Here is a 21766-nt window from a genome sequence, read left to right on the forward strand (position 1 = left end):
CTCTTTAAGTATCAAGACAGGAGAAAAGGGTTCTTTGATTAAAGGGAAGAGGTAAGAGGGATGAGGGAAGGTGATCTGTGTTGTGTTTTAAAAACTATTTTATGCACCATAACACGAACCATTTTTCTTCCCTCTTCATTCTTAACTCTTACCTAAAAAAAGTTTCATCACATATATCCTAGTACTTATCACAGAGAGGTTGCAGATCTACATAAACACTACATAATCAGAATGACAATGAAAAGATTTATTATTAGCTTTCTGTTACTATTCTCTTGGACAGCTTATGCTCAAGAAGCAGTAACTATTACTTATAACTTTCAAAATGGTTTTCAGGCTTCTACCTCTACAATCAGTGATGATGTTTTGTATCCGCAAAGAGCAATAGTAGGAGGTTCAAGGCTTGTAAATCAGGGGGTCATGGACAATATGGCTGTGACCCAAATCACCAACAACAACGCTACAAATTATACTAATACTTTCTTCCGTTTTGATATTCATACCAATAAGGGAGCAAAGTTTAAGATCAATAAAGTAAGAGTGATTCAAAAATCGGATCATGCGGGAGATCCTGATGCAGTTGCTGAGGGGGGAACTGGAAATACTTATATGTTTAGAGTAGGAACTCAGGTTAATGGAAATTCAATTTCAAATTCTGATTCTGAACAATCCTCTGACAATATTCTATTTTCAGATCAATTGGAAGAAACAGAATATATTCCAAATGATAAATACAGTATGGTGAAAAACGGGGAGTACGTTTCTGTTTATTTGACAGGTAGAGGAGAAAGAGTAGGAGGAAATGTAATTCCAGATGAACAAGGTGGAGGAATTTATGAAGATGATATTTTCAACTGGTATGTAGACCAAGTGATCATTGAAGGAGAGTACGTTGAAGGTTTATCGATTCCTACTTTTGAGGTGGATTATGCTCTAAATAATAAAGATATGAGTGCGGTTTCATCTTCAGAAAAAGTATCTGCTACAGAGATCAGTAGACAAAATGGAGAATCACAATGGAAGCAGGACAGAACTTTTTCAATCCGTCTAGCTAGCAATAGCAATAATTTAGGCTTCAAGAATGTTGGTTTTATTTACGATATGAATGTTGCTAGTGGGTATAAAGCAATGATCAATAATTATGAATTGAAATTTGCAGGCTCTGGAGAATATGGAAAGTCGAGAGTGTATAGAGCATCAATTTATCATGATAAATTAAGAGACGGTGCAGGAACAAGGGTTGATTATTATCAAGCAGATGTAGTGGCTGGCGTAGAAAAATATGGTGATGGCATCAAAGACATGGATTACATGAGTGCTTTCTTTAATGACAATTTGGTATTTGAAGACAGCTATTCCTTTTTGATTGGTTTGAACAGAACAGGCAAAACCGATAACACTCAACTTAGAGAATATTTCACGTTTGATAATGTAAGTATTCGTGGTACTGTAGTTCCCGCAGATGCGTATGATTTATATGCTGAAATTCTAACAGGTCAAGATTTATATGTCAATGCTGTAATTGGAAGCGGAGATACTGAATATGTACAGGAAATCGTTAACCGCTATAAAGAAGTTTTACAATCTGCTGTAGATTTTGCTTTTGATGAATCGAAAACAGCTGGTGAATTAACAGCAAAGAAAGCGGAGGTTGAGGCACTAAATGAACACTTTAGAAATAATACAAACAGCCGTAGTAATGTTGCTCCAATTGTAGAGAATAAGACACTTAGCACTGCTAAAGGTGTTGCGGTTCAATTTACATTAGAGGGCACTGATGCAGATAATGATATTATTAAGTTAAGTATCAAAACGCAACCTCAAAATGGCGTGATTTCTATGGTGGATGGTGCTTATCAATATACTCCAAATCAAAACTTCCAAGGACAGGAGACATTCACTTATGTAGCCAATGATGGAAGAGTTGATAGTAATGAAGGTATTATTACAGTAACTGTTCAAAATGAAAATAACAACGCACCAGTAGCCAATCCACAAACTTTAGAGGTAATTTCTGGCGTGGAGTTGCCAATTACGTTAGAGGGAACTGATGTGGATGGAGATGTATTGAGTTATGAGGTTGTTGATCAGCCTGCCAATGGTACTTTAACTGGAGATTTGCCAAATCTGAAATATGTTTCAGATAATGGATTTGAAGGTGATGATAGCTTTACTTTTAAAGCTTTTGATGGAATTGCGTATAGTGAAATTGCAACCGTAGCGATAACGGTAAACCCTGCTCCAAATGTACCACCAAAAGCAGAAGATCAAGTTGTTAAAGTGATGACCTCAGAGACAGTAGACATCACATTGAAAGCCACAGATGAAAATGATGATGCACTGACTTATGAATTAGTGACTCAGCCAGCGAATGGTACTTTATCAGGTGATCTTCCAAATTTACAATATGTATCTGACAATGGTTATGTAGGTGATGACAGTTTCACTTTCAGAGCTTATGATGGTAAAGAGTACAGTAATGTAGCAACCGTTTCTATAACAGTAACGAACTTGCCAAACACAGCGCCTATTGCAAAAGATCAAGACCTCGACGTAATTGCAAAAGAGGAATTGAGCATCACGCTTGAAGCAACGGATCAAGAAGGAGATGACTTAACTTTTGAGATTGTTGATCAACCTTCAAATGGTACTTTGACAGGAGATCTACCTAATTTGACATATGTATCGAATGATGGTTTTGAAGGCAATGACAGCTTCACATTCAAAGCATTTGATGGCAGTGAATACAGTAATGTTGCCACAGTAACTATTGAGGTGAAACCTATACCAAACTCAGTTCCAGTTGCCAAGCCTCAAACATTGGAAGTAATTACAAATCAAGCTTTAAATATTACGCTTGAAGCCACGGATGATGATGGGGATGTTTTGACCTATGAATTAGTTGATCAACCTACAAATGGTACTTTAACAGGAGATCTTCCTAACTTAATTTATACATCAAATACTGATTTCGAAGGTGATGACAGCTTTACTTTCAGAGCATTTGATGGAGAAGACTATAGTAATACAGCAACAGTGAGCATCACAGTCAAAGCGGTTCCAAATTCTGTACCCGTAGCCAAAGATCAAACATTGGAAATCATGTCAACCAAACCTTTGTCCATCACTTTAGAAGCGACAGACGAAGACGGAGATGCATTGACTTATGAGTTAGTAGATCAGCCTACAAATGGTACTTTAACGGGAGACTTACCCAATGTAGTATATCGTTCAAATGATGGGTTTACGGGAGAAGAGGTCTTCACTTTCAGAGCATTTGATGGAGAAGATTACAGTAATACAGCTACAGTGACCGTCAATGTTACTCCTTTTATGAATAGTAAACCAGTTGCGGATAGTCAACAATTATTGATGAATCAAGGTGAATCAAAATCATTTACTTTAACCGGAAATGATGCGGATAATGATCCTATTACTTTCAGTATTTTGACTCAGCCATCCAATGGTACTATTACTGGAGAAATTCCTAACCTGACGTACACTCCAAATCCTGATTTCAGCGGTGAAGATCAAATGACTTTTGTAATTAATGATGGTTATGAAGACAGCGAAGTAGCAACAATTACTTTCCTTGTAAGAAGTAATGGTGAAACGCCTTCAGATAACACCGCTCCTGTAGCAGAGGACATAGTACTAGAAGTGAAAAATTCAACGTCTACGGTCATTGAATTAAAAGCTACGGATGAAGATGATGATGCTTTGACTTATCATATTGTAAAAGATGTGGAAGTAGGTCGTTTAGATCACTTCGGAAATAGTGTAGAGTACTATCCAGAGTCAGGTTTTGAAGGTGTAGTGACATTTACTTATGTAGCCAATGATGGTGAAACTGAAAGTAATATTGCTACAGTTACAATCACTGTGGTCAATGATGGACAAGTAACAAGCATAGAAAATAAATTAGAAAAAGTATTGGATGTGACTATGACTACAGACGGTATTGTGATCAAAGATAAATCTCAGAGAAATCAAGCCGTTGAACTCCTGCTTTACAATCTAAATGGTCAAATGATTTTCAATCAAAAGCAACAGGTACAACCTAATAGCACAGTGACGGTCCCTTATTCATTTGACATTAATAAACTATACCTATTAAAAGTAGGTGTAGGTAATGACTTCCTTTTGAAAAAGGTTGTGTTTAAGTAATAATAAGTAGTGTAAACCAATAGGTTGTCTAATTTCAGGCAACCTATTTACTTCCAAAATTAAGATGTTAAGATTAAAGAAAATTACAACAATTATAGTGACAGCTGTAATGTTGGCAGGTTGTGTGAATACTAAACAACAACAGAATACAAGCGATCAAGTTTCACAAAATGATAAATACAAAGGAAATCTAGAGATCGTTATTGCAGATGTAAAACAAGCTCAGATTCACAATAAACTGAAAGACACCACACAGATCAATAATCTGCTAGATGGTTTTGAGAAAATGCATGTGGATGGTGTCCGTATTACTATTTTTGGAGAGGAAGTGAACCCCAATCCAAAGATGTTTGACTATTTATATCACGAAGCTAGAAGAAGAGACTTTAAGATATTCGCCAATCCAGCACTCTGGGAAGGTGCCCGAAGAATTGTCAATAGAATCAACAAGGGTAAGAATACAGGACAGAAGGTTTTGGGAGATAGTCAAGCCACTGATATATTGGTGGAACGTATCTTGAAGTTCTCTAAAGAATATCCCGTAGATTGGATTTGCCCTTTCAACGAAGATGGAAAGCCAGGACAATATTGGACGGCAAGCCAAATCAGCCAAACCTATCAAAGATTGGCTGAAAATAATATTAAAGCTGAATTAATAGGTCCATGTACTTGGGGTGTAGGCTCAGGAACGAAAATCTTAAACAAAACAGATATCAAAGATTACATTTCTGTAGCAACAACACATAACCTTGGGTTTGAACATAACAAGTGGTCTAAATTCTTAAAGTCGGCTAAAGGTTTGAAAGTTTGGGATTCTGAAACCAATATGAATAAAAAATATGAGGAAAAAGACATTAGAATCGATGCTGCAATGAAGGCAGGGGTCAACGGTCTTGTTCTTTATGACTCATGGAAAGGAATTGACCTTGCAACAGGTAATTTGAATGCCGTTGGAGAGCAATGGGTGGAGAAGTATTTGAAGCAAGACACTAGTGTAACTAAAATCTAAAAATGAAAATACTAGCATTAGTTTTGTGCTTTTTTTCTTTTACTATCACCTACGCACAAGAAGAAATTTTATATAAGAGTATCGATTCTGTAGAGCTTTACCTTGAAGTGCATAAGCCTGCAGAAATGGTGGAAGGGAAACGGTATCCAGCCATGATTTTTTATTTTGGAGGAGGATGGAATACGGGGACGAGAAGCCAATTTGAAAGACATGCGAAGCATTACGCTGAAAAAGGAATCATTTGTTTCCTTGCTGATTACAGGGTATTTAAGAGAAATAACACCACGCCATTTCAGGCCTTGAATGATGCTAAATCAGCCATTCGGTTTCTAAGAAAAAATGCCGAGTCATTACAAATCGATCCATCAAGAATTATCGCTTCAGGAGGTTCCGCTGGAGGACATTTAGCTGCTGCAACTGCAGTTGTGGAAGGTTATAATGATGCTTCTGATGATCTAACTTATAGTTGTAAACCAAATGTTCTGGTCCTTTTTAATCCAGTGATAGATAACGGCCCTGGTGGTTATGGATTTGAAAGAATAGGCATGGAATACAAAAGTTTTTCTCCATTGCATAATATTGTAACAGGTGCACCGCCCACACTCATATTATTAGGCACAAAAGACCATTTGATACCGGTGACGACAGCACAATATTATCAGCATATAATGAAGAAAGTGAAAAGTAAATGTGTGTTGAAAATCTATGAGGGAGGGAAGCACGGTTTCTTCAATTACAAAGAGAAAAATAGGAAGTATTATACAAGTACTATGAAAGATACAGACGATTTTTTACAGTCATTGGGCTATTTTAATAAAGTAAATTGAGTTAACAGTTTAGAAGCCTAGAGGGGAAAGAAGTTTTATCATAATGATGGTGAAATAACAATTCGAATGCCGTTTTAAACCAATTTTTCCCCTCTTGAAACTGTCGCCTTTCAATACATTTACGGTAATCAAAAACTAATAACCTACACGTGTAAGTTCTAATTAGACAAAAAAGGTATGAAAATCATGCCTTTACAACCAGTAAAAAGTATTGAAATGAAACAACGCAACTTATGGCTTCAGTTTACTGTGGCTCTTCATCTATTATTACTTATTTTTTCTTGTAATAACAGGGTAACTGAGATCAGTGCTACTGTTGAAACAACAACTGAAAATCAACTGTCAAATCAAAGGGTATCTAGCCTTTCCATGCATCATTATGTAGAGGAACTTGATATTGTTTTAGGAGATGTAAAACAAGGTCAAATTCATAATGGTATTAAGACAACTCAAGAAGTAGATGCAATATTAGGTGGATTTAAAGAAATGGGAGTTGGCGGTATTCGAATCGCTATTTTTGCAGATAATGTCAATCCCAATCCAGTTATTTATGATTACCTCTATACTCAAGCAAAAGCGGCAGGTTTTAAAATTTTTGCCAATCCAGCAAAATGGGAAGGAGGTAAAAGAATTGCCAACGGTATTTTGGATGACGAAGAAGGCGGTGCTGGCCCTTCTGTTCTAGGTAAAACAGCGGCCAAAAATGCATTGGTATCAAGAATCAAAGCTTTCACTCAACAATATCAAGTAGATTGGGTTTGCCCTTTTAACGAAGATGGGAGACCAGGTGCTTTTTGGTATGCCAATCAGATGGATAATATCTTCTCAGAACTTCACGCATCTGATTTAAACGGAGCAACCTTGATTGGGCCTTGTACATGGGGTATTGAAGCTGGAATCTTAGTCTTAGACAATACAAATATCAAAGATTATATTTCCATTGCCACCACTCATAACCTTGGTTTTCAGCATAGCCTTTGGCCCACTTTTATAGCTTCTGCAGGAAATTTAACTGTATGGGATTCTGAAACTAATCAGAATAAAAAGTTCAGCAATTTGGATGTGAGAATTGACGCAGCCATCAAAAACGGTGTGGATGGGCTAGTTATCTATGATTCTTTTAAAGGGATAAATTGGAAATCAAATGCATCTACTTTGACTGTAGAAGGAGTAGATATGAATTCGGGTCAAGATTATAAAAATTGGATTACGCAGTATTACCTTATTCAAAACAAGGAAACTACTGATCGTATTAAGCCTTATGAAAACGGTATTGATAATTCATTAATTGTAGAAGTACCTAACTCATGGAATGGAGAGAATTCTCAATGGGAATTGATTCCTGTAGAAGGGGAGTGGTTTAGGTTGAGAAACAGAGGAAGTGGAGTGTATATGAGGCCAGAAACAAATGATGATTATGCCAATATTAGAGCAAAAACCAACTTTACCGGTCTTGCATTACATACACAATGGAGGTTTATTGATGTGGATGGGACTCATGTTTTTATAGAAAACAGAGGAAGTGGAAAAAGGTTGAAAGCGAGAAATTACGATGATATTTCAACCACCAATGATGTTGACTTGATTAAAATCAACCAAGTACCTGACACTTGGACAGGTGATTGGTCACAATGGAGCCTGATTAAGGCCAATTAATTTGTGAAAAAGAAAAGCCTGCTTGAATCTCTATTGATTCGAGCAGGCTTTCTCTTATTTTATATCGAAACATTAAAAGATCAATAAACTAATGACAATCTCAAATAAGATAACCCAGAAAATCATGATACTGTGAATAGAGGAAGCCAAGAATAGTTTGATAATCGTTTTTGCCCACCCTTGTTTATAGAATTTTTTAAACATAATCAAAACAACTGCTGTCCAATAGAAATAGAAAACAAAAAGCATCCAACTTTTTATACCCCAAGGAATAAGATTTATCAAAATCATACTACCAAACATAAATAAGGTGAAGGCGTGTAAATGTACTGAAAACAGGAGATGTTGAATGTATAAATTTTCTCGGTTACGAATGTATAGTAATTTAAGATACAGACCAAAAAGAGGTACCAAGAGCATAATGGCAATTGGAATATTTTCAATGACCGTCTGGAAAAATGTCACTCCTTTTTCTTTATAAAAATATTGAGCCTGTTTGATCATCTTTACCTGATACCAAGAAGTGATCCCTAAAGAATCCTCAATCGTTTGATCATCTACGGTTTCTGTTTCTCTAATGAACCAAATGATATCTTTTATTCTCTTGTCATCTGCTTCAGAAAGGAGGCTGCCATCGTCATCATCCTCTTCGTCTTCTCCTTCTTCTAGGTCATCATTTACCTGATATTCACTCTTTATAGAATCGACTAGAGCTTCCACTTTTTGTGCTTCTTCTTCTTCATCAGCATTGAACTGTACTAATGGAGTGCCTCTTTCTTTCGGAAGGTGTTTTTCTAAATCGAGACTGAACGAGTGTTTGTCTATGATGACATTATTAAAAATGAAAAGGAAAAATAAACTGGAAATTAGATACAGTCGGACAGGATGAACATAACTCTGTCTTCTTCCACTTAAATATTCTTCGGTAAGAAACTGTGGTTTTGTAAAAAAGGGTAGGAAAGTATGTTTAAGCTTAGAATCAATACCAAAAGCTTCATTGATATAATCTTTTATGATGCTAAGAAAATTAGTGTTGTAATTTGCTCTACTTTGACCACATGACGGGCAGAAGTGCTCATCAGACGTAAATTTATAACTACAGTTAGTACAGTATGACTTTTTTTCTATCATTTAAAAAGAACTTTATTTAGAAAGGAAGTTTATAGTCAGTTAAAAAGCATGCCTGATATTTTTTGAGAAATGTATCAAGCATGCTTCAAATATATACGATTATGGTAAAAATCCAATTAATAACATATCATCGATCTGTTTTTGATCTCCTTGCCATTTATCAATTTCATCAATAATTTTTGGTCCCTGTTCTTCAATACCCAACTCTCTATATTCATGAATGATGTTGAGAAGACCTTGTCGCATCAATTTTTTTCCTTTCTCACCACCAAATTGATCTTGAATTCCATCAGAGAAAATATAAAAACCTTTGATGTCATCAGTAAGCGGAATATGATGAGAAGTAAAAGTCATGGCATCGTAGTGTGGGTGGATATTTCCTCCAACCGATTTTTTATCGCCTTTGATCAACTCAATGCTTCTGTCTTTTCTGAGAATAACAAGCGGGTTTTTAGCACCTGAATAGTAAAGGTTTTCCTTTTTATCATCCCAAATACAAAGAGCAATGTCCATTCCCTCTTTATTGTTATTATTTTTCTGATTGAAATTCTTTGTCACATGTTCGTCCAGCTGATCAAGTATTTCATTAGGAGACGAAGATTTAGAGACGGTAACAATTTCTCGTAATGAATTACCTGCCATCATTGATACAAATGCTCCAGGAACTCCATGTCCTGTGCAATCAACTGCAGCAAGGTAATGGTAGCCATTCATTTTTTTGTACCAATAAATATCACCACTGACCACATCTTTAGGCTGATAAAAGATAAAGTGAGAACTAATGTTTTCTTTCAATTCCAGTTCTGTTGGTAGAATAGAATTTTGAATTCTTTGAGCGTAATTAATCGAAGATTCTAAGTCAGAGTTTTTCTTATGAATCATCTCATTTTGCTGATACACTTGTTCAACTAAAACGTTCAGTTCTTCGTTGGTAGCATTGAGTTCTTCCGTTCTTTCCGCCACTTTTTCCTCAAGCATTTTATTTTGATTGAGAATCAGACTATTCTTTTCTAATTCGAGCTGATTGATTTTTTGACCAATCGCCAAGGCTAAGAAAAACATCTCTAAAGTAGATCCAATCTGCCAAGCGTAATCCGTAAACTTGTTATATGGTATAATATCAGCTCCAGCTAAAACAAAGATTAGTGCGGCACAGATATAAAAATTAAAAGCAACTAAAAATAGGCGTGCTTCTCTATTTCCCTTCTTAATCAGGACAATAGAAGAATACAACATGATAATGGCTCCGAAGAAACCACTCACCTGATTGATTAATGAGCAGATCAAATTAAACCCAAAAAGAACTGCAATAATAGCCACACTAAATGTTCCCATACCTGTGAAGTAAAAGAGCTTTAATTTAGGGAGTGACTCTTTGATCTTCAGGAATTTATAACCGAAAAGGACGGAGGCGAGTCCCGCAACAGCAGGCCACATAGGCCCTCTTTCAGCAATAAAACCAACACTGCCCCATATGTGTGCATCATGTCCTTGAAAGTGAGCGACCATCATACCAATCGCTAATACATAAATCACATAATAAAGGTAAGTGGTATCTTTAGCTGTGAAATATACAAATAAGTTGTATATCAGCATGATAAGGATGAATCCATAATAAATGCCATCTGTGATACTTGTATCATAAATGTATTGAATATAGGATTTTGACGACCCATAATAAAGCCAGAATTGAAGGTAATTGGCGTTTATTTTTAAATAAAAATAGCGGTCGGGATTGAATTCCTCATTTATATTAAAATACGTATTGGGAATTTGATATTCCTTGCTGTAAAAGTCTTTTCTGTACCCATCTTCTTGTAATTGATAAATGACGTCTCCAATAGGAGAGTACAGGCTTACATCTTCAATTAAAGCCGTTTTTAGATGTAGAATTGGTTCGTTAAGCCCTTTTGGAAGCTTAAATCGAACCCAAATGATTGCTTTATTATTTCCAAAGTTTAAAACTTCATTATTTGAAATTTGAAACGTTTTATTTTGTACTGTATTAATATCATATTGATGTAGTTCATCAATAAATATTTCAGTTTGATCACTAATATTTACAGGTGAAGAAGCCCAAGTAGCTGTTGCTTTTACTAAAAATAAGAGCAGTAAAAAAAATCTGTAACTATTCATTGCTGTTTCGGTAGAAGTAAATTGTAAGTATTCTAGTTATGCAAGAATAAAAAATCAAAAAGTTCTGGTTTAACAATAGTAAAATCTTGTTGAAACGATTTTAATAAATAAAACCAATCAAAAATAAGATAAATATCTATTGAAAATGAATGACAGAAAACAATGAGAGCTTTGATATAAAGTATTGTTTTGTTAAATACCTGGTAAATAGTTTTTTAGATAATTGTTAACAATTGTTTAGTGGGGGTGAGGCAGTAAATTAAAAAAGGTAAGCCTATAAAAAATTACAGACTTACCTTGAAATTGAAAGATTATGGATGATTATAATCTTCTATATAATTTCTTGATATCCTCTTTTGTCCACTTCTCTTTCCAATCAAGACCGATAGCGTGGTTCCACATATGAGGAAGGTTGTAAGCAACTTCAGCCATAGCATCAATTGTTTCTTCAGACCATTCTTTCGAAAGACCTTGAGGAAGATCAACATTGTGCTTTTCAATCATTGACTTGAATTCGTTTACAGCATCACCATAGAATTCCTCTAAGTGATAGAATGCTAAACAGTTAGCATAACCATGTCTTGTACCTAAGATTTTTGATAAACCATAAGATAAAGCGTGACATGCACCCACCTCAGAGTATGTTAAGCTAAGACCACCAAATAATGAAGCGATCATTAGTTTCTCATCATTTTCTAAGTTTTGACCAGCGTTGTCGCCCAAGTAAACCTCACGGCAAAGTGCTAAAGCTTGGTCGCCGTATGCTTTTGAGTAAGCATTGAAGTAAAGACCGCTTTCTGCTTCGATACAGTGGATGTAGCAATCCATACCTGTATAGAACCATTGGTTAGTATCAACAGTGCTCAATAACTCAGGGTCAAGAACAGCTTGGTTGAATACCGTCCAGTCACACTTCAAACCTAATTTTTTCACAGGACCAGTTAATACTGCTGTCATAGAACATTCAGCACCAGTACCTGCTACTGTAGGAACACCCATGTGGTAAACACCAGCCTTCTTCACCAAGTTCAAACCTTGGTACAATTGTGAAGAACCTTCGTTTGTTACCATCAAAGATAAAGCTTTAGCGATGTCCATGATAGAACCGCCACCAATACCAATGATACCAGCAGGAACACCTTTTTCAGCAAGAATTTTGTCACGAAGATTATCTACTTGATCCGTAGTAGGCTCGTATTGATCGATGTCTTCAAAGAAAACCATATCCTCATCATGTGCAGGAATACGATCAGCAAGCTCTTTGCCTTCGAAATATTTATCTACGATGAAAACCATAAATTTATCGTTCTCATCACGTTTAGCAGCAAGAATGTCATCAATTTGATTGAATGCACCTTTACCGTAAACAATTTTATCTATGTTTTTAAAATTCTTATGCATGATTTCTTATTCTACTACTTTTTTCAATTGAGCAATTAGTTGATCAGCAAATGCATTGATCTCTTCTTCTGTCCAAGTGGCACGGATACCAATTGATAATAATCTACCAATGATATTTTGTGATTTTGGAAGCTCAATATTATTCCAGTCTTGACGGTGCTCATAGTCATGAATCGCCAATTTATATGGAGATTTCAATGCCTTTAAGTGATCCCATTGATTGATGAAGTGGTACATGTTTGTATACCAATACGCCACACCTTGTACTTCTTTAGAAGCTTTTTCTGCTAATTCAGGAGTTTCCATAAAGAAGTTTAAGAAAGTAGCTGAATCACCTTCTTCATCTGGAAGACAACGGAAAGTAATAAAAGGTACTTCATTCTTCAATCTATCTTTCAAGATAGCTTTGTTCTTCTTGTTGTTGGCACGGATCATTTCTAGCTTACGCATTTGTGCTACTGCAATAGCCGCGTTCAATTCTCCTAAACGGTAGTTGAAGCCCAAAACAGGATGAGCTTCCATACCTCTGTTATCGCCAACGTGAGAGTGACCATGGTCAGAGAACTGCGCCATCACCTCATATTTATCTTTATCGTTTGTAAAGCAAACACCACCTTCACCTGCAGTAGTGATTTTGAAGAAGTCAAATGAAACAGCACCTGCCTCACCAAATAAACCTACGTGTTTTCCTTTGTAGAAAGCACCTAAAGCTTGTCCTGCATCTTCTAAAAGTTTGATATTATGCTTATCACAAACGGCTTTGATTCCATCTAAATCAGCTGCGGCACCACACATGTGTACCAATAAAACAGCTTTTGTTCTTGGTGTAATTGCAGCTTCAATTGATGCGGCACTTAAGTTAAGTGTCTCATCTACTTCTGCAAATACAGGAATACCACCAGCAAATAATACTGCTTCAATAGGAGCAATAAAAGTGAAAGGAGTACAGATCACTTCATCACCGTGTCCGATTCCTGCAGCAGCCATCATACAAGCTACAGCAGCAGAACCACTTGATACAGCGTGAGCGTGATTAGCACCAGTATATTCTTCAAATAATTGCTCGAATTCACGAGCTTTCCAATGACCGTTACGTTGGTCATCGTGATTGTATCTGAAAAGCATTCCTGACTCTAATACGTCATTTACTTCTTTTCTTTCTTCTGCACCAAAATATTCCGTTCCTGGCATAATTATATAATATTATTTTACTAAAATTTTCCAATTTATATAGTCCGGCAAAGGTACAAAAATTTATGAAGGGTTATGGTGATCAATCATTAAATTTTTGGACTTCCTCTAGATAAAACACTTCAGATTGGCGACTTGTCAAAAATGATTGTTAATAATTGTTTGAGATTTAATTCTGAAGAGGAGAAATAAAAAAAGAGACACTGTGAAATGCCTCTTTTTAAAGTTGAGAATAAATATTAAAAACTAGAACGTGACACCACTCATTACATTTTTACCTTTGAAACCAAATCTATAGTTCAGACCAAATACAATTTGATTTCTACTTCCTAAGAAAGAATATAAGGCGGTGAATTGATATCTTTTGTTGTGCTGATAGTTTACTCCTAATGACATACTCCAAGGGTAGTACAATGTTTTGTCAAACTCATAATACAATGTCATTGGGTCAGGGCTATTCAACAGACGGCTTGCACCCTGATAGATGGGTTCTATGATCTGCTGTTCTGTTGGATTCAATTGACCATACCAAGTGTCTAGATTCTGACTGACTCTTTGTTTCCCTTCTGGAGTAATGCCGACAAGTTTTTCTACATTGACAGAACCGCCACTCGATTTATTTAATCCTAAATATTGCACACCGACCATGGCCACAATATTTCGATAAGGCTTTTTTCTAAAACGGAACATATGACCCATTCTGGCATTGATCACATTTGTTTTCGTTGCTTTATCAGTGCTTCCTGTCCATGTGTAAACCTGAGTAAAATCTGCAGAAAGTACAATAGGACCAAAACCACCGGCTACCACAGTACCCCAACCTACTGAAGGTCCTTCGCTTCTTGCTGTAAAGTTGGCGTTAAAAGGAAGACCTAATGAAACTTCTGTGTCTGATTTAATATAACCGCCAATAGCATATACATTTAAGAAGGGAAGTAACCAGAAATCATATCTTGCAGATACGGCCTGTACGTTTGGTGTGATATTATTAAATCGGGCAAAACCATCAACGTTGAATAATTTATTCGGGTTTAAACCTACATTAAGGTTATTGACCATTAAGTCTTGTTTTGAATAGGCATAATTGACCATAAATCCATTTGGAAATGGTAAGTCAAATCCCATTTTACGAAGTTTTGCCCCCATGATTGGATAATGCCAAGGATACTCAGTTCTCTTTAAACTATCAGTATAACTTTTATATACATCGTCAATGGCAATATTGGATACAGAGCCTTGACCATATGAATGATTTGAAAGAACAAATAATGTAAAAACTAATAGACCAAATTGTAAAATTTTCTTTTCCATGTTTCGTAGCAGAGATGATTGAATAATATTTGGATTAATTTCAAATCAGGCTGATACCGTCATTGATTACATTACAAATATCTTGGTTTGTGTACCGAAACAGTTACATAAAAAAGTTGATGATTTATACATTTTGATCAAAATCGAATAATTAATGATTTGAGTATTTTTATATCTTAATTTATTGATAATTAAATATTTATACTGAAGTTGAAATGGTTTAAAAACAAGAAAGTACCCTCTTGTAAGAAGGGTACTTGATGTGTGTGTATTGCAACTTTGTTATTAAATTATTTACTATTCAGGGAAGATAAACGTTATCGATGCTCTAAAACCATATTTAGCTTTCTGAGCGGCAGGTGCAGCAACATTAAATCTTGGACCTGCTGATAATTGTACTTTTTGTTTACCTAATGAGGCTACTCCACTGATACTAGGTGTAATCCATATTGTAGTAGAGTTATCCATCCAGTTTTGTGTTAATTCCATCATGGCCGAAGCACCAGCACCTGATTTCCAGTTGTAGGTAGCAAATGGTTGGAAATAGAACTCATTCACATCAGCTCTAGCCACATCACCAGCAACACTCCAAATTTGGTTGACTAAGAAACCATACGTAAATGCATTTTGTTGTTTCAAAGCAACGAATGTTGGACCTAAACCAAATTTGCCTGTACCTAACATTTTGTTGGTTGCTGAAGGAACAAGAAATGCTGGACCAATACCCCAGATCAATCCGTTTTTAGTTTTCGCCGGACTAAAGAATCCACTTAAAACCATATCACCAAGTCCTGATTCTGAATTTCCATATCCAGTCACATTATCTTGATGCACTACAGGTAAAACCATACGAGTGATAAGGTTGATATCTTTACTTAGTTTTATTGGGACTACAGGCTGAACATTCATAGTATGTCTTGCTCCATCATGTTCACCAATACCAAAGTCCATGTTGTTTTGGAAAGGTGCACTAATAAGGCTGGCCACTGGGTTAGCTAATTTTTTGGCAATTTCTTCATCTGCATTTTTATCTTGTGCAAAAATAGATTGAGTGCCAAATAATGTAAATAAAATAATAGCTAGGGTAGATTTTAATCTAACATTATTTTTTGAACCTAATTTGTAATTAAACTTTTTCATTTTTATAGCAATATTTGAAATGATTATAATAAGTTAAAAAAGGAATTATCCTTGATTGATTATGATACAAATATCACCGTTAGACGTTTGAAAGAGTTGTATGAAATCTTTATTGATTTACACATTTTGATCAAGTTTAAACTTTTGCTTTTAGTGATTTTGAAATAAAAAAGCCCCGATGAGTTTCATCGAGGCAATTAATTTGAGTGTATTATTTATGTTAAGGTTGTTTATATTCCTACTTGTGTTCTAGTGTGATGGTCGCAGAAGTAAAATTGTTTGCTACTTTCATGTCTTGATAGGCCGCATTATAGAGGTACAATGAAATGATAAGTGAAACTCTATCTTCTGTAATTATTTCTTTAAATAAATCACCCTGAGCAATTTGTGTAATTAAAGCTTGTACAATGTTCTCAACACCAGTTTCTTGAATATTTATCAGTACTCCTTGTATTAAATCACTTACTTTCTCAGGATTTATATTATCCTTGATGATGTCCAGTTCAAAGACCATATTAGCAATTTTATCAGAGATCAATTTTGTATTGAGATTTGCAAAACTATCTACAACAGGGTATAAGAATTGGTAGACACTTTCATCATTAATGATTCCTGTTATAGCTTCATTGATGGTCTTGGCTATTTTGAAGGACAAGTATTCTGCATCTGTATCTTCAATGATGATCAATAATTTTGATGAAATAAAATCGTAAACGACAGGCGAGGCAACCTCTCCAACTGCATTTATTAAGTTATTGATGACCGGAACTGCTTTTTCATGGTCAATTTCTTGAAGTGAAGTAATTCCTCCTGCTATTGTTTTCTGAATGAAGTCGTGATTTAGGAATTGATTTTTAATCAAGGTGCTTATTTCCTGAGTTGTTTTTTCGGCTCCTCCATTTAATGAAATCACTGGTTTTGCAGCAATAAAAGCCGTTTTTAAAGTAGATTCCATTGATGTATAGTCTGGCTCTAAATTAACGCCATCGAAAGTATTATTAATCACATTAATAATTTCCTCAATTTTTACAGTCGCTTCTTTTGCAAGTTCACCCATTTTTAAAATTGAAGTATCTTCAATTTTTTCAATAATAGGAAACAAAAGGCTATAGAAGTTATCTTCATTGATCCATTTATCTTCAATCAATACTGTAATTTTATCAGAAACATCGTTAATAGTCTCTTCATTTAAAGTGGTAAATTCAGTCCATATTTTTGTTGAAATTGCATTGATATTATCTTCCGAAAGTATTTTTCCGATGATGCTCATAATTGCTCCTGTTATTTTCTCAGAACTTTCTTCTGGTGAAGCAACTATTTGATCTAGTGAAGGATAAATTAGGTTGTAGAGATTATCCTTGCTTAATCCGTCATGGATCAGTTCCACAATTTCAGTACTGATTTTTTGAGTGACTTCCTCAGCATCTATATCTGTTATTTTATCAAGTTCTTGTTGAATTACTTCAGAAAGTTTTTCTTCCAAACCTAATGACTCAAGATAATTAAACAGCTCTTCTGCAATCTTATCAGCCGTCTCTTCAGGAGGTAAATGCTCAATAAATTCACCTTTTCCTGCAATCCAACCTACTATTGCATCGTTGATGATTCTCTGAATCGTTTCATTGTGGTAAAGAAGTGTTGTTATTAATCCTGCAATTTTATCTGGAGTACCATTCGCTACATATTTCATTAATTTATCATTAGCACTTTGAATCACAGAAGATGCTATATCTTCATCCACATGTAAAGTGAAATGCTTTAATTCTTCGTTGTATTTGTATTGATAATTTAAATTAATGGCCGAGTTTGTAATCCTAATGGTATTGGAATTAATGATAAGATATCGACCTATACTATCTGTAAGAAAATCTAATTCTTCATTTGTTGTTGTAATATCTCTATCAACAGTAAATTCATGGATAGTAGATCTCATATCGTCTGTGTTGTAAACCATATCATCTAAATCATAATGACCTTGATTTAAGACATCAGATTGTGCTCCCCATAAAATAGGAGGGGCTATATCATCACTTTTTGTTACTACTTCAAAATTGTTGAGATACCAACGGTGTTCATTTAATATTGACTTTGTATTTTGTACATCCTCAATAACAGGGTCCATTGGCTGTTCACAACCTATCATAAACACATTGACGATAGGAAATAAAAGTAGATTTCTAAGTTTTTTTGAAAGGGTTATCATAACAGTTTTTCTATTAATAAAGATTGAAATAAAAGAAACATTTGTATTTGATTACCCTGCAAAGATCTCGGATTATGAAAGGAATGATTTGTATAAAAAAATTAAGAGTTTACACATTTTCGTCAATTCATACCCTTTGGGAAATAGCGTAGAGTTTGAGTCAACAAAAAAGCCTTGGTAAAATCAATTACCAAGGCTTTTGTGAGAGGTCTAGTCTATTACTTTACTTGTAAACGCTGACCAATCTTTATTTCGTTTGATGTCATTCCGTTCAAATCTTTGATTGCACTTACTGTAACACCATATTTTCTAGATACTGAGAATAATGTGTCACCTTTTTCTACTACATGATATTGAGTGATTTCCGGTGAGCTTGAAGAAGCAGGAGTAGCTTCCGCAACATATTCATTCTCTGGAGCTGTAAGACGTAATGTTTGCCCTTCATTGATAGCTCCGCTTTGTGGCAAGTTATTCCACTTGATTAAATCTTTATGATAAACACTGTATTTTCTAGAAATTGCAAAAAGCGTTTCACCTTTCTGTACAGTGTGTGTGCTAGCATTTGTATCAACGGACTCACTAGCAGCTGGAGGTGTTGCTGTTGCAGCGGGCTTTGAAATAACTGTTGTAGTAATCACTGTCTCATTGGAAGCTTCCAATGGTTTCTCAGCGGCTGCCACATTATAGTTATTTGTCTCTTGTGGTTGAGCAGACGCTACTTGATTATAACTTTGAGCACCTTTTGCTTTATCAATTGGAATCTGAAGGAACATACCATTTTTTGGTTGATCTCCAGGGTTTAATCTTCCTTTGTTTTGAGCATAAATATCGTTTTCAGTTAAACCATATGTTGCTGCAATTGATTTTACTGTTTCTCCTTTTTGAGTAGGGTGAGTAATGATTTCGCCAGTATAAGGTCCTTCAGCATCAATACTTGAGTTTCCTCTTACCGCATAAACACCTGAAGCGACAGTTCCTGAAGAAACAGATGGGTTAGAAACAAAAATCTCATCACCTGGTTTTAGTGATTTATTATTGTTCCACGCTTGAAGGTTTTGAGGTGTAACACCAAATTTACGAGCAATACCGTAATAGAATTCACCTTGCTGTACAACATAAGTTTGAGGTCCAGCAGGTTCTTCAGCAATTGGTTGAGCTACGGAAGGTTGTTCCATTGTAGGTTGCTCAGTGGCCACTGTAGTAGCACCAACTGTAATAGCACCGCCTACAGTAATCGGAAGGTTATTTGCTGCTTGTTGTTCTGGAGTAGCGGTCTGTGCAGGAGGGATTATTTCAAAAGAACTTTCTTCAATAGCGGGCTGTTCTGTAGCTACATTTGTACCTACTGTTACAGCAGCTACTTCTTCTTCCGCTTTTTCTTCTTCTTTTCCTACAATAAGAACTTGCCCTTCTTCCAATGAAAGATCATCACCAATGTTATTCCAATTTTTAAGATCCAGCATTGTCACATTATACATTCTTGAAATAGTGAAAACACTCTCTCCATCTTGTACTTTATGTGTTTTAGAGTTAGGATTTAAAGTAGGAACACTGTCAGTTGCTACAATTGAAATAACCGTTGTAGGATCATCTTTTGTTTCTACGAGTGATGAATCCGCTTTCACTTCCTCTTTTTTCTCTTCAGGAATATCAATTACCTTTGGAGGAACAGACTTAGGTCTTGTTTTTTGTAAGAATAAAACACGACCTCTAGCAAGAGGTTCATCAGGTTTCATTCTGTTTTTCTTGGCTAAGCTTTTCAGCTTGATACCATATTTCTGAGAAACTTCCCATAGGTTTTTCTCATCAATAGTAGTATGAGTGGCTGTAGTAGCTTTACCTTTCTTCGATTTTAGATAGTACACATGACCTTCCATCAGATCATCATATGCATCCATATCGTTGTATTTGTATATCTTTTTTACATCAATATTCAATGATGTTGCAATCAAGAGCAAGTTTTGATTTTTGCCAGCGATAAAAGCAGAGATACCATTTGCGTCTACAAGAGTAATTTCCTCACCATTTACTATTTTAGAGTGAACATTAGTAATGATAGGGTAAGGGTTATCTTCCTGAAGTGGAGATTGATAAATGGTATTTTGTGGGTTACTGTTAGTATTAATTTCAGTAGTAATTCCATTAAACGAGCTTAACATTGAACCCACGCTCAAAAGGAAACCAACTGTGTATATTTTCTTCATAATGAGGTATTAATTACACCTTAAGTTATAAGATAAACTTAATTGGTCCATCGAATGGAAATCATAAAAACCTATTACATATTAGATAGTCAGAAATATTTTAAGTTTATATTTTTTTAATCTAATAGAAGAGGGCAGACTTTCATTTCAACTTCCCAATTATTGCTGTCCTTGTACTTAATCGTTAGAGCAAAAATAATTTTTTTGTATTACTCTTACTAAAAAATAAGTATATTCTTACAAATCTACAATTTTTGAGCCATTAAAATACCATCTCTTAGGGGTAAAATGAAACTTTGTACTCTATTATCTGATGCTACTTTTTCGTTGAAAGCTTTGATTGCCTTTGACATTTTATCATTTGCAGATGGATCTACAACTTTCCCTTTCCATAACACATTGTCAATCAATAGAAAACCTCCTTCTCTAATGAGGGGCAAGCAAAGTTCATAATAGGCCTCATTATTCATTTTATCAGCATCAATAAATACAATATCAAAAGTTGTATTTAATTCGGGAATTATTTCCAATGCTTTACCAATATGAAGTTTTATGATATGATCAAGTTGAGCTTTGTCAATGTACTCACGGATGATACCTTCTTTTTCATCGTCAACTTCTATTGTATGAAGTTGACCATTTTCAGACATGCCTTGTGCTAAAGCTATAGCGGCATATCCTGTGAAAGTGCCAATTTCAAGTATATTTTTTGCATTCATGCTCTTAGCTAACATAGTCAGGAACAACCCTTGAGGGTGCCCTGAAACCATGTGTGGCATATTTTCCTGTAGATGAGTGGCCCTGTCTAATTCTTTAAGAATAGGATTCTCGTCTGTTGAAACCTCCTCAATGTATTTGTCAATTTCAGGATGTGTGATGTTAAGCATTAAAATAAAGGTATGGATTAATCAATAAAAGGATTTTCACCCTGATCTTCTGCACTGTTGTATACTCTAATGGCAATCACGTCAGCTTCAGCCGTCAAAGTATCACCCGACCAAGCTTCGCATTTCATGACCACTTTTTTTCCTTTCTGTTCTGTTACTCTAGCAATCAATTTTACAGGAACAGCAATAGGAGTTGGCTTTAAAAATTTGACGTTCATTGTACCTGTAGCATATCGATACCAAGGTTTTGAATCGAGTGTTCTACCTTCTGATTTATACGCGTAAGCCATAGCAGTACCCATACAGTGACAATCAATAATTGTAGATAAAATACCTCCACTTAAAAGATTAGCCCAGCCATGGTATTTTTCTTCAGCTTGCCAAATACAGTGTGCTTCGTCTCCTTCCCAATACCCTTTGATATGTAAACCATCATCATTTTTCTTCCCACATCCAAAACAAACATTGCCTTCCATGTGATCTTGAAAATAAGGAGAAATCAT

The 21766-nt window shown here is 35.3% G+C and carries 14 protein-coding genes; 4 read left to right on the forward strand and 10 right to left on the reverse strand.

The features are described 5' to 3' along the window. The first annotated feature begins 237 nt into the window (after nt 1-237). From AVL50_RS18820 to AVL50_RS18835, 4 genes are all read left to right on the forward strand, one after another. Entirely contained in the window at nt 238-4167 is a 3930-nt protein-coding gene (locus AVL50_RS18820) for an Ig-like domain-containing protein (RefSeq protein WP_172826882.1), read from the forward strand. Between the two features lie 64 nt (nt 4168-4231). Continuing rightward, complete coding sequence (locus AVL50_RS18825) at nt 4232-5176, forward strand: hypothetical protein (protein WP_062618034.1); 945 nt, start codon at nt 4232-4234, stop codon at nt 5174-5176. 2 nt (nt 5177-5178) lie between these two features. Next, complete coding sequence (locus AVL50_RS18830; RefSeq protein ID WP_062618035.1) at nt 5179-6003, forward strand: alpha/beta hydrolase; 825 nt, start codon at nt 5179-5181, stop codon at nt 6001-6003. 216 nt (nt 6004-6219) lie between these two features. After that, nucleotides 6220-7659, forward strand: coding sequence for an RICIN domain-containing protein (locus AVL50_RS18835; RefSeq protein ID WP_157491442.1), 1440 nt, complete (start codon nt 6220-6222; stop codon nt 7657-7659). Nucleotides 7660-7731: 72 nt separating this feature from the next. Here the strand turns inward: AVL50_RS18835 and AVL50_RS18840 are convergent, their stop codons facing one another. The 10 genes from AVL50_RS18840 to AVL50_RS18885 all read right to left on the reverse strand — a co-directional run bounded on the left by AVL50_RS18840 (nt 7732) and on the right by AVL50_RS18885 (nt 21766). Then, nucleotides 7732-8790 carry a DUF3667 domain-containing protein gene (locus AVL50_RS18840; RefSeq protein ID WP_062618037.1) on the reverse strand — a complete coding sequence of 353 codons (1059 nt, stop codon included), beginning with the start codon at nt 8788-8790 and terminating at the stop codon, nt 7732-7734. A gap of 99 nt (nt 8791-8889) precedes the next feature. Then, a complete protein-coding gene (locus AVL50_RS18845) occupies nt 8890-10926 on the reverse strand; it encodes a 7TM diverse intracellular signaling domain-containing protein (RefSeq protein ID WP_062618038.1) in 2037 nt (678 codons plus the stop codon). A gap of 321 nt (nt 10927-11247) precedes the next feature. Beyond that, the gene (locus AVL50_RS18850; protein WP_062618039.1) at nt 11248-12327 is read right to left on the reverse strand and encodes an iron-containing alcohol dehydrogenase family protein; all 1080 of its coding nucleotides are present in this window, start codon (nt 12325-12327) and stop codon (nt 11248-11250) included. 6 nt (nt 12328-12333) lie between these two features. Then, nucleotides 12334-13518 carry a DegT/DnrJ/EryC1/StrS aminotransferase family protein gene (locus AVL50_RS18855; RefSeq protein ID WP_062618040.1) on the reverse strand — a complete coding sequence of 395 codons (1185 nt, stop codon included), beginning with the start codon at nt 13516-13518 and terminating at the stop codon, nt 12334-12336. Nucleotides 13519-13764: 246 nt separating this feature from the next. Next, on the reverse strand, nt 13765-14829 hold the full coding sequence (locus AVL50_RS18860) for a hypothetical protein (RefSeq protein ID WP_062618041.1): 1065 nt from the start codon (nt 14827-14829) through the stop codon (nt 13765-13767). A 297-nt stretch (nt 14830-15126) separates the two neighbouring features. Further along, a complete protein-coding gene (locus AVL50_RS18865; protein ID WP_062618042.1) occupies nt 15127-15969 on the reverse strand; it encodes a hypothetical protein in 843 nt (280 codons plus the stop codon). A gap of 238 nt (nt 15970-16207) precedes the next feature. Beyond that, the gene (locus AVL50_RS18870; protein WP_157491443.1) at nt 16208-18172 is read right to left on the reverse strand and encodes a hypothetical protein; all 1965 of its coding nucleotides are present in this window, start codon (nt 18170-18172) and stop codon (nt 16208-16210) included. A 218-nt stretch (nt 18173-18390) separates the two neighbouring features. Then, complete coding sequence (locus AVL50_RS18875) at nt 18391-20376, reverse strand: LysM peptidoglycan-binding domain-containing protein (protein WP_082795918.1); 1986 nt, start codon at nt 20374-20376, stop codon at nt 18391-18393. A gap of 245 nt (nt 20377-20621) precedes the next feature. Then, nucleotides 20622-21263, reverse strand: coding sequence for an O-methyltransferase (locus AVL50_RS18880; RefSeq protein ID WP_062618045.1), 642 nt, complete (start codon nt 21261-21263; stop codon nt 20622-20624). A 17-nt stretch (nt 21264-21280) separates the two neighbouring features. Further along, on the reverse strand, nt 21281-21766 hold the full coding sequence (locus AVL50_RS18885; protein WP_062618046.1) for a PaaI family thioesterase: 486 nt from the start codon (nt 21764-21766) through the stop codon (nt 21281-21283).

It is taken from the genome of Flammeovirga sp. SJP92 (genome assembly GCF_001583495.1).
Taxonomy (GTDB): domain Bacteria; phylum Bacteroidota; class Bacteroidia; order Cytophagales; family Flammeovirgaceae; genus Flammeovirga.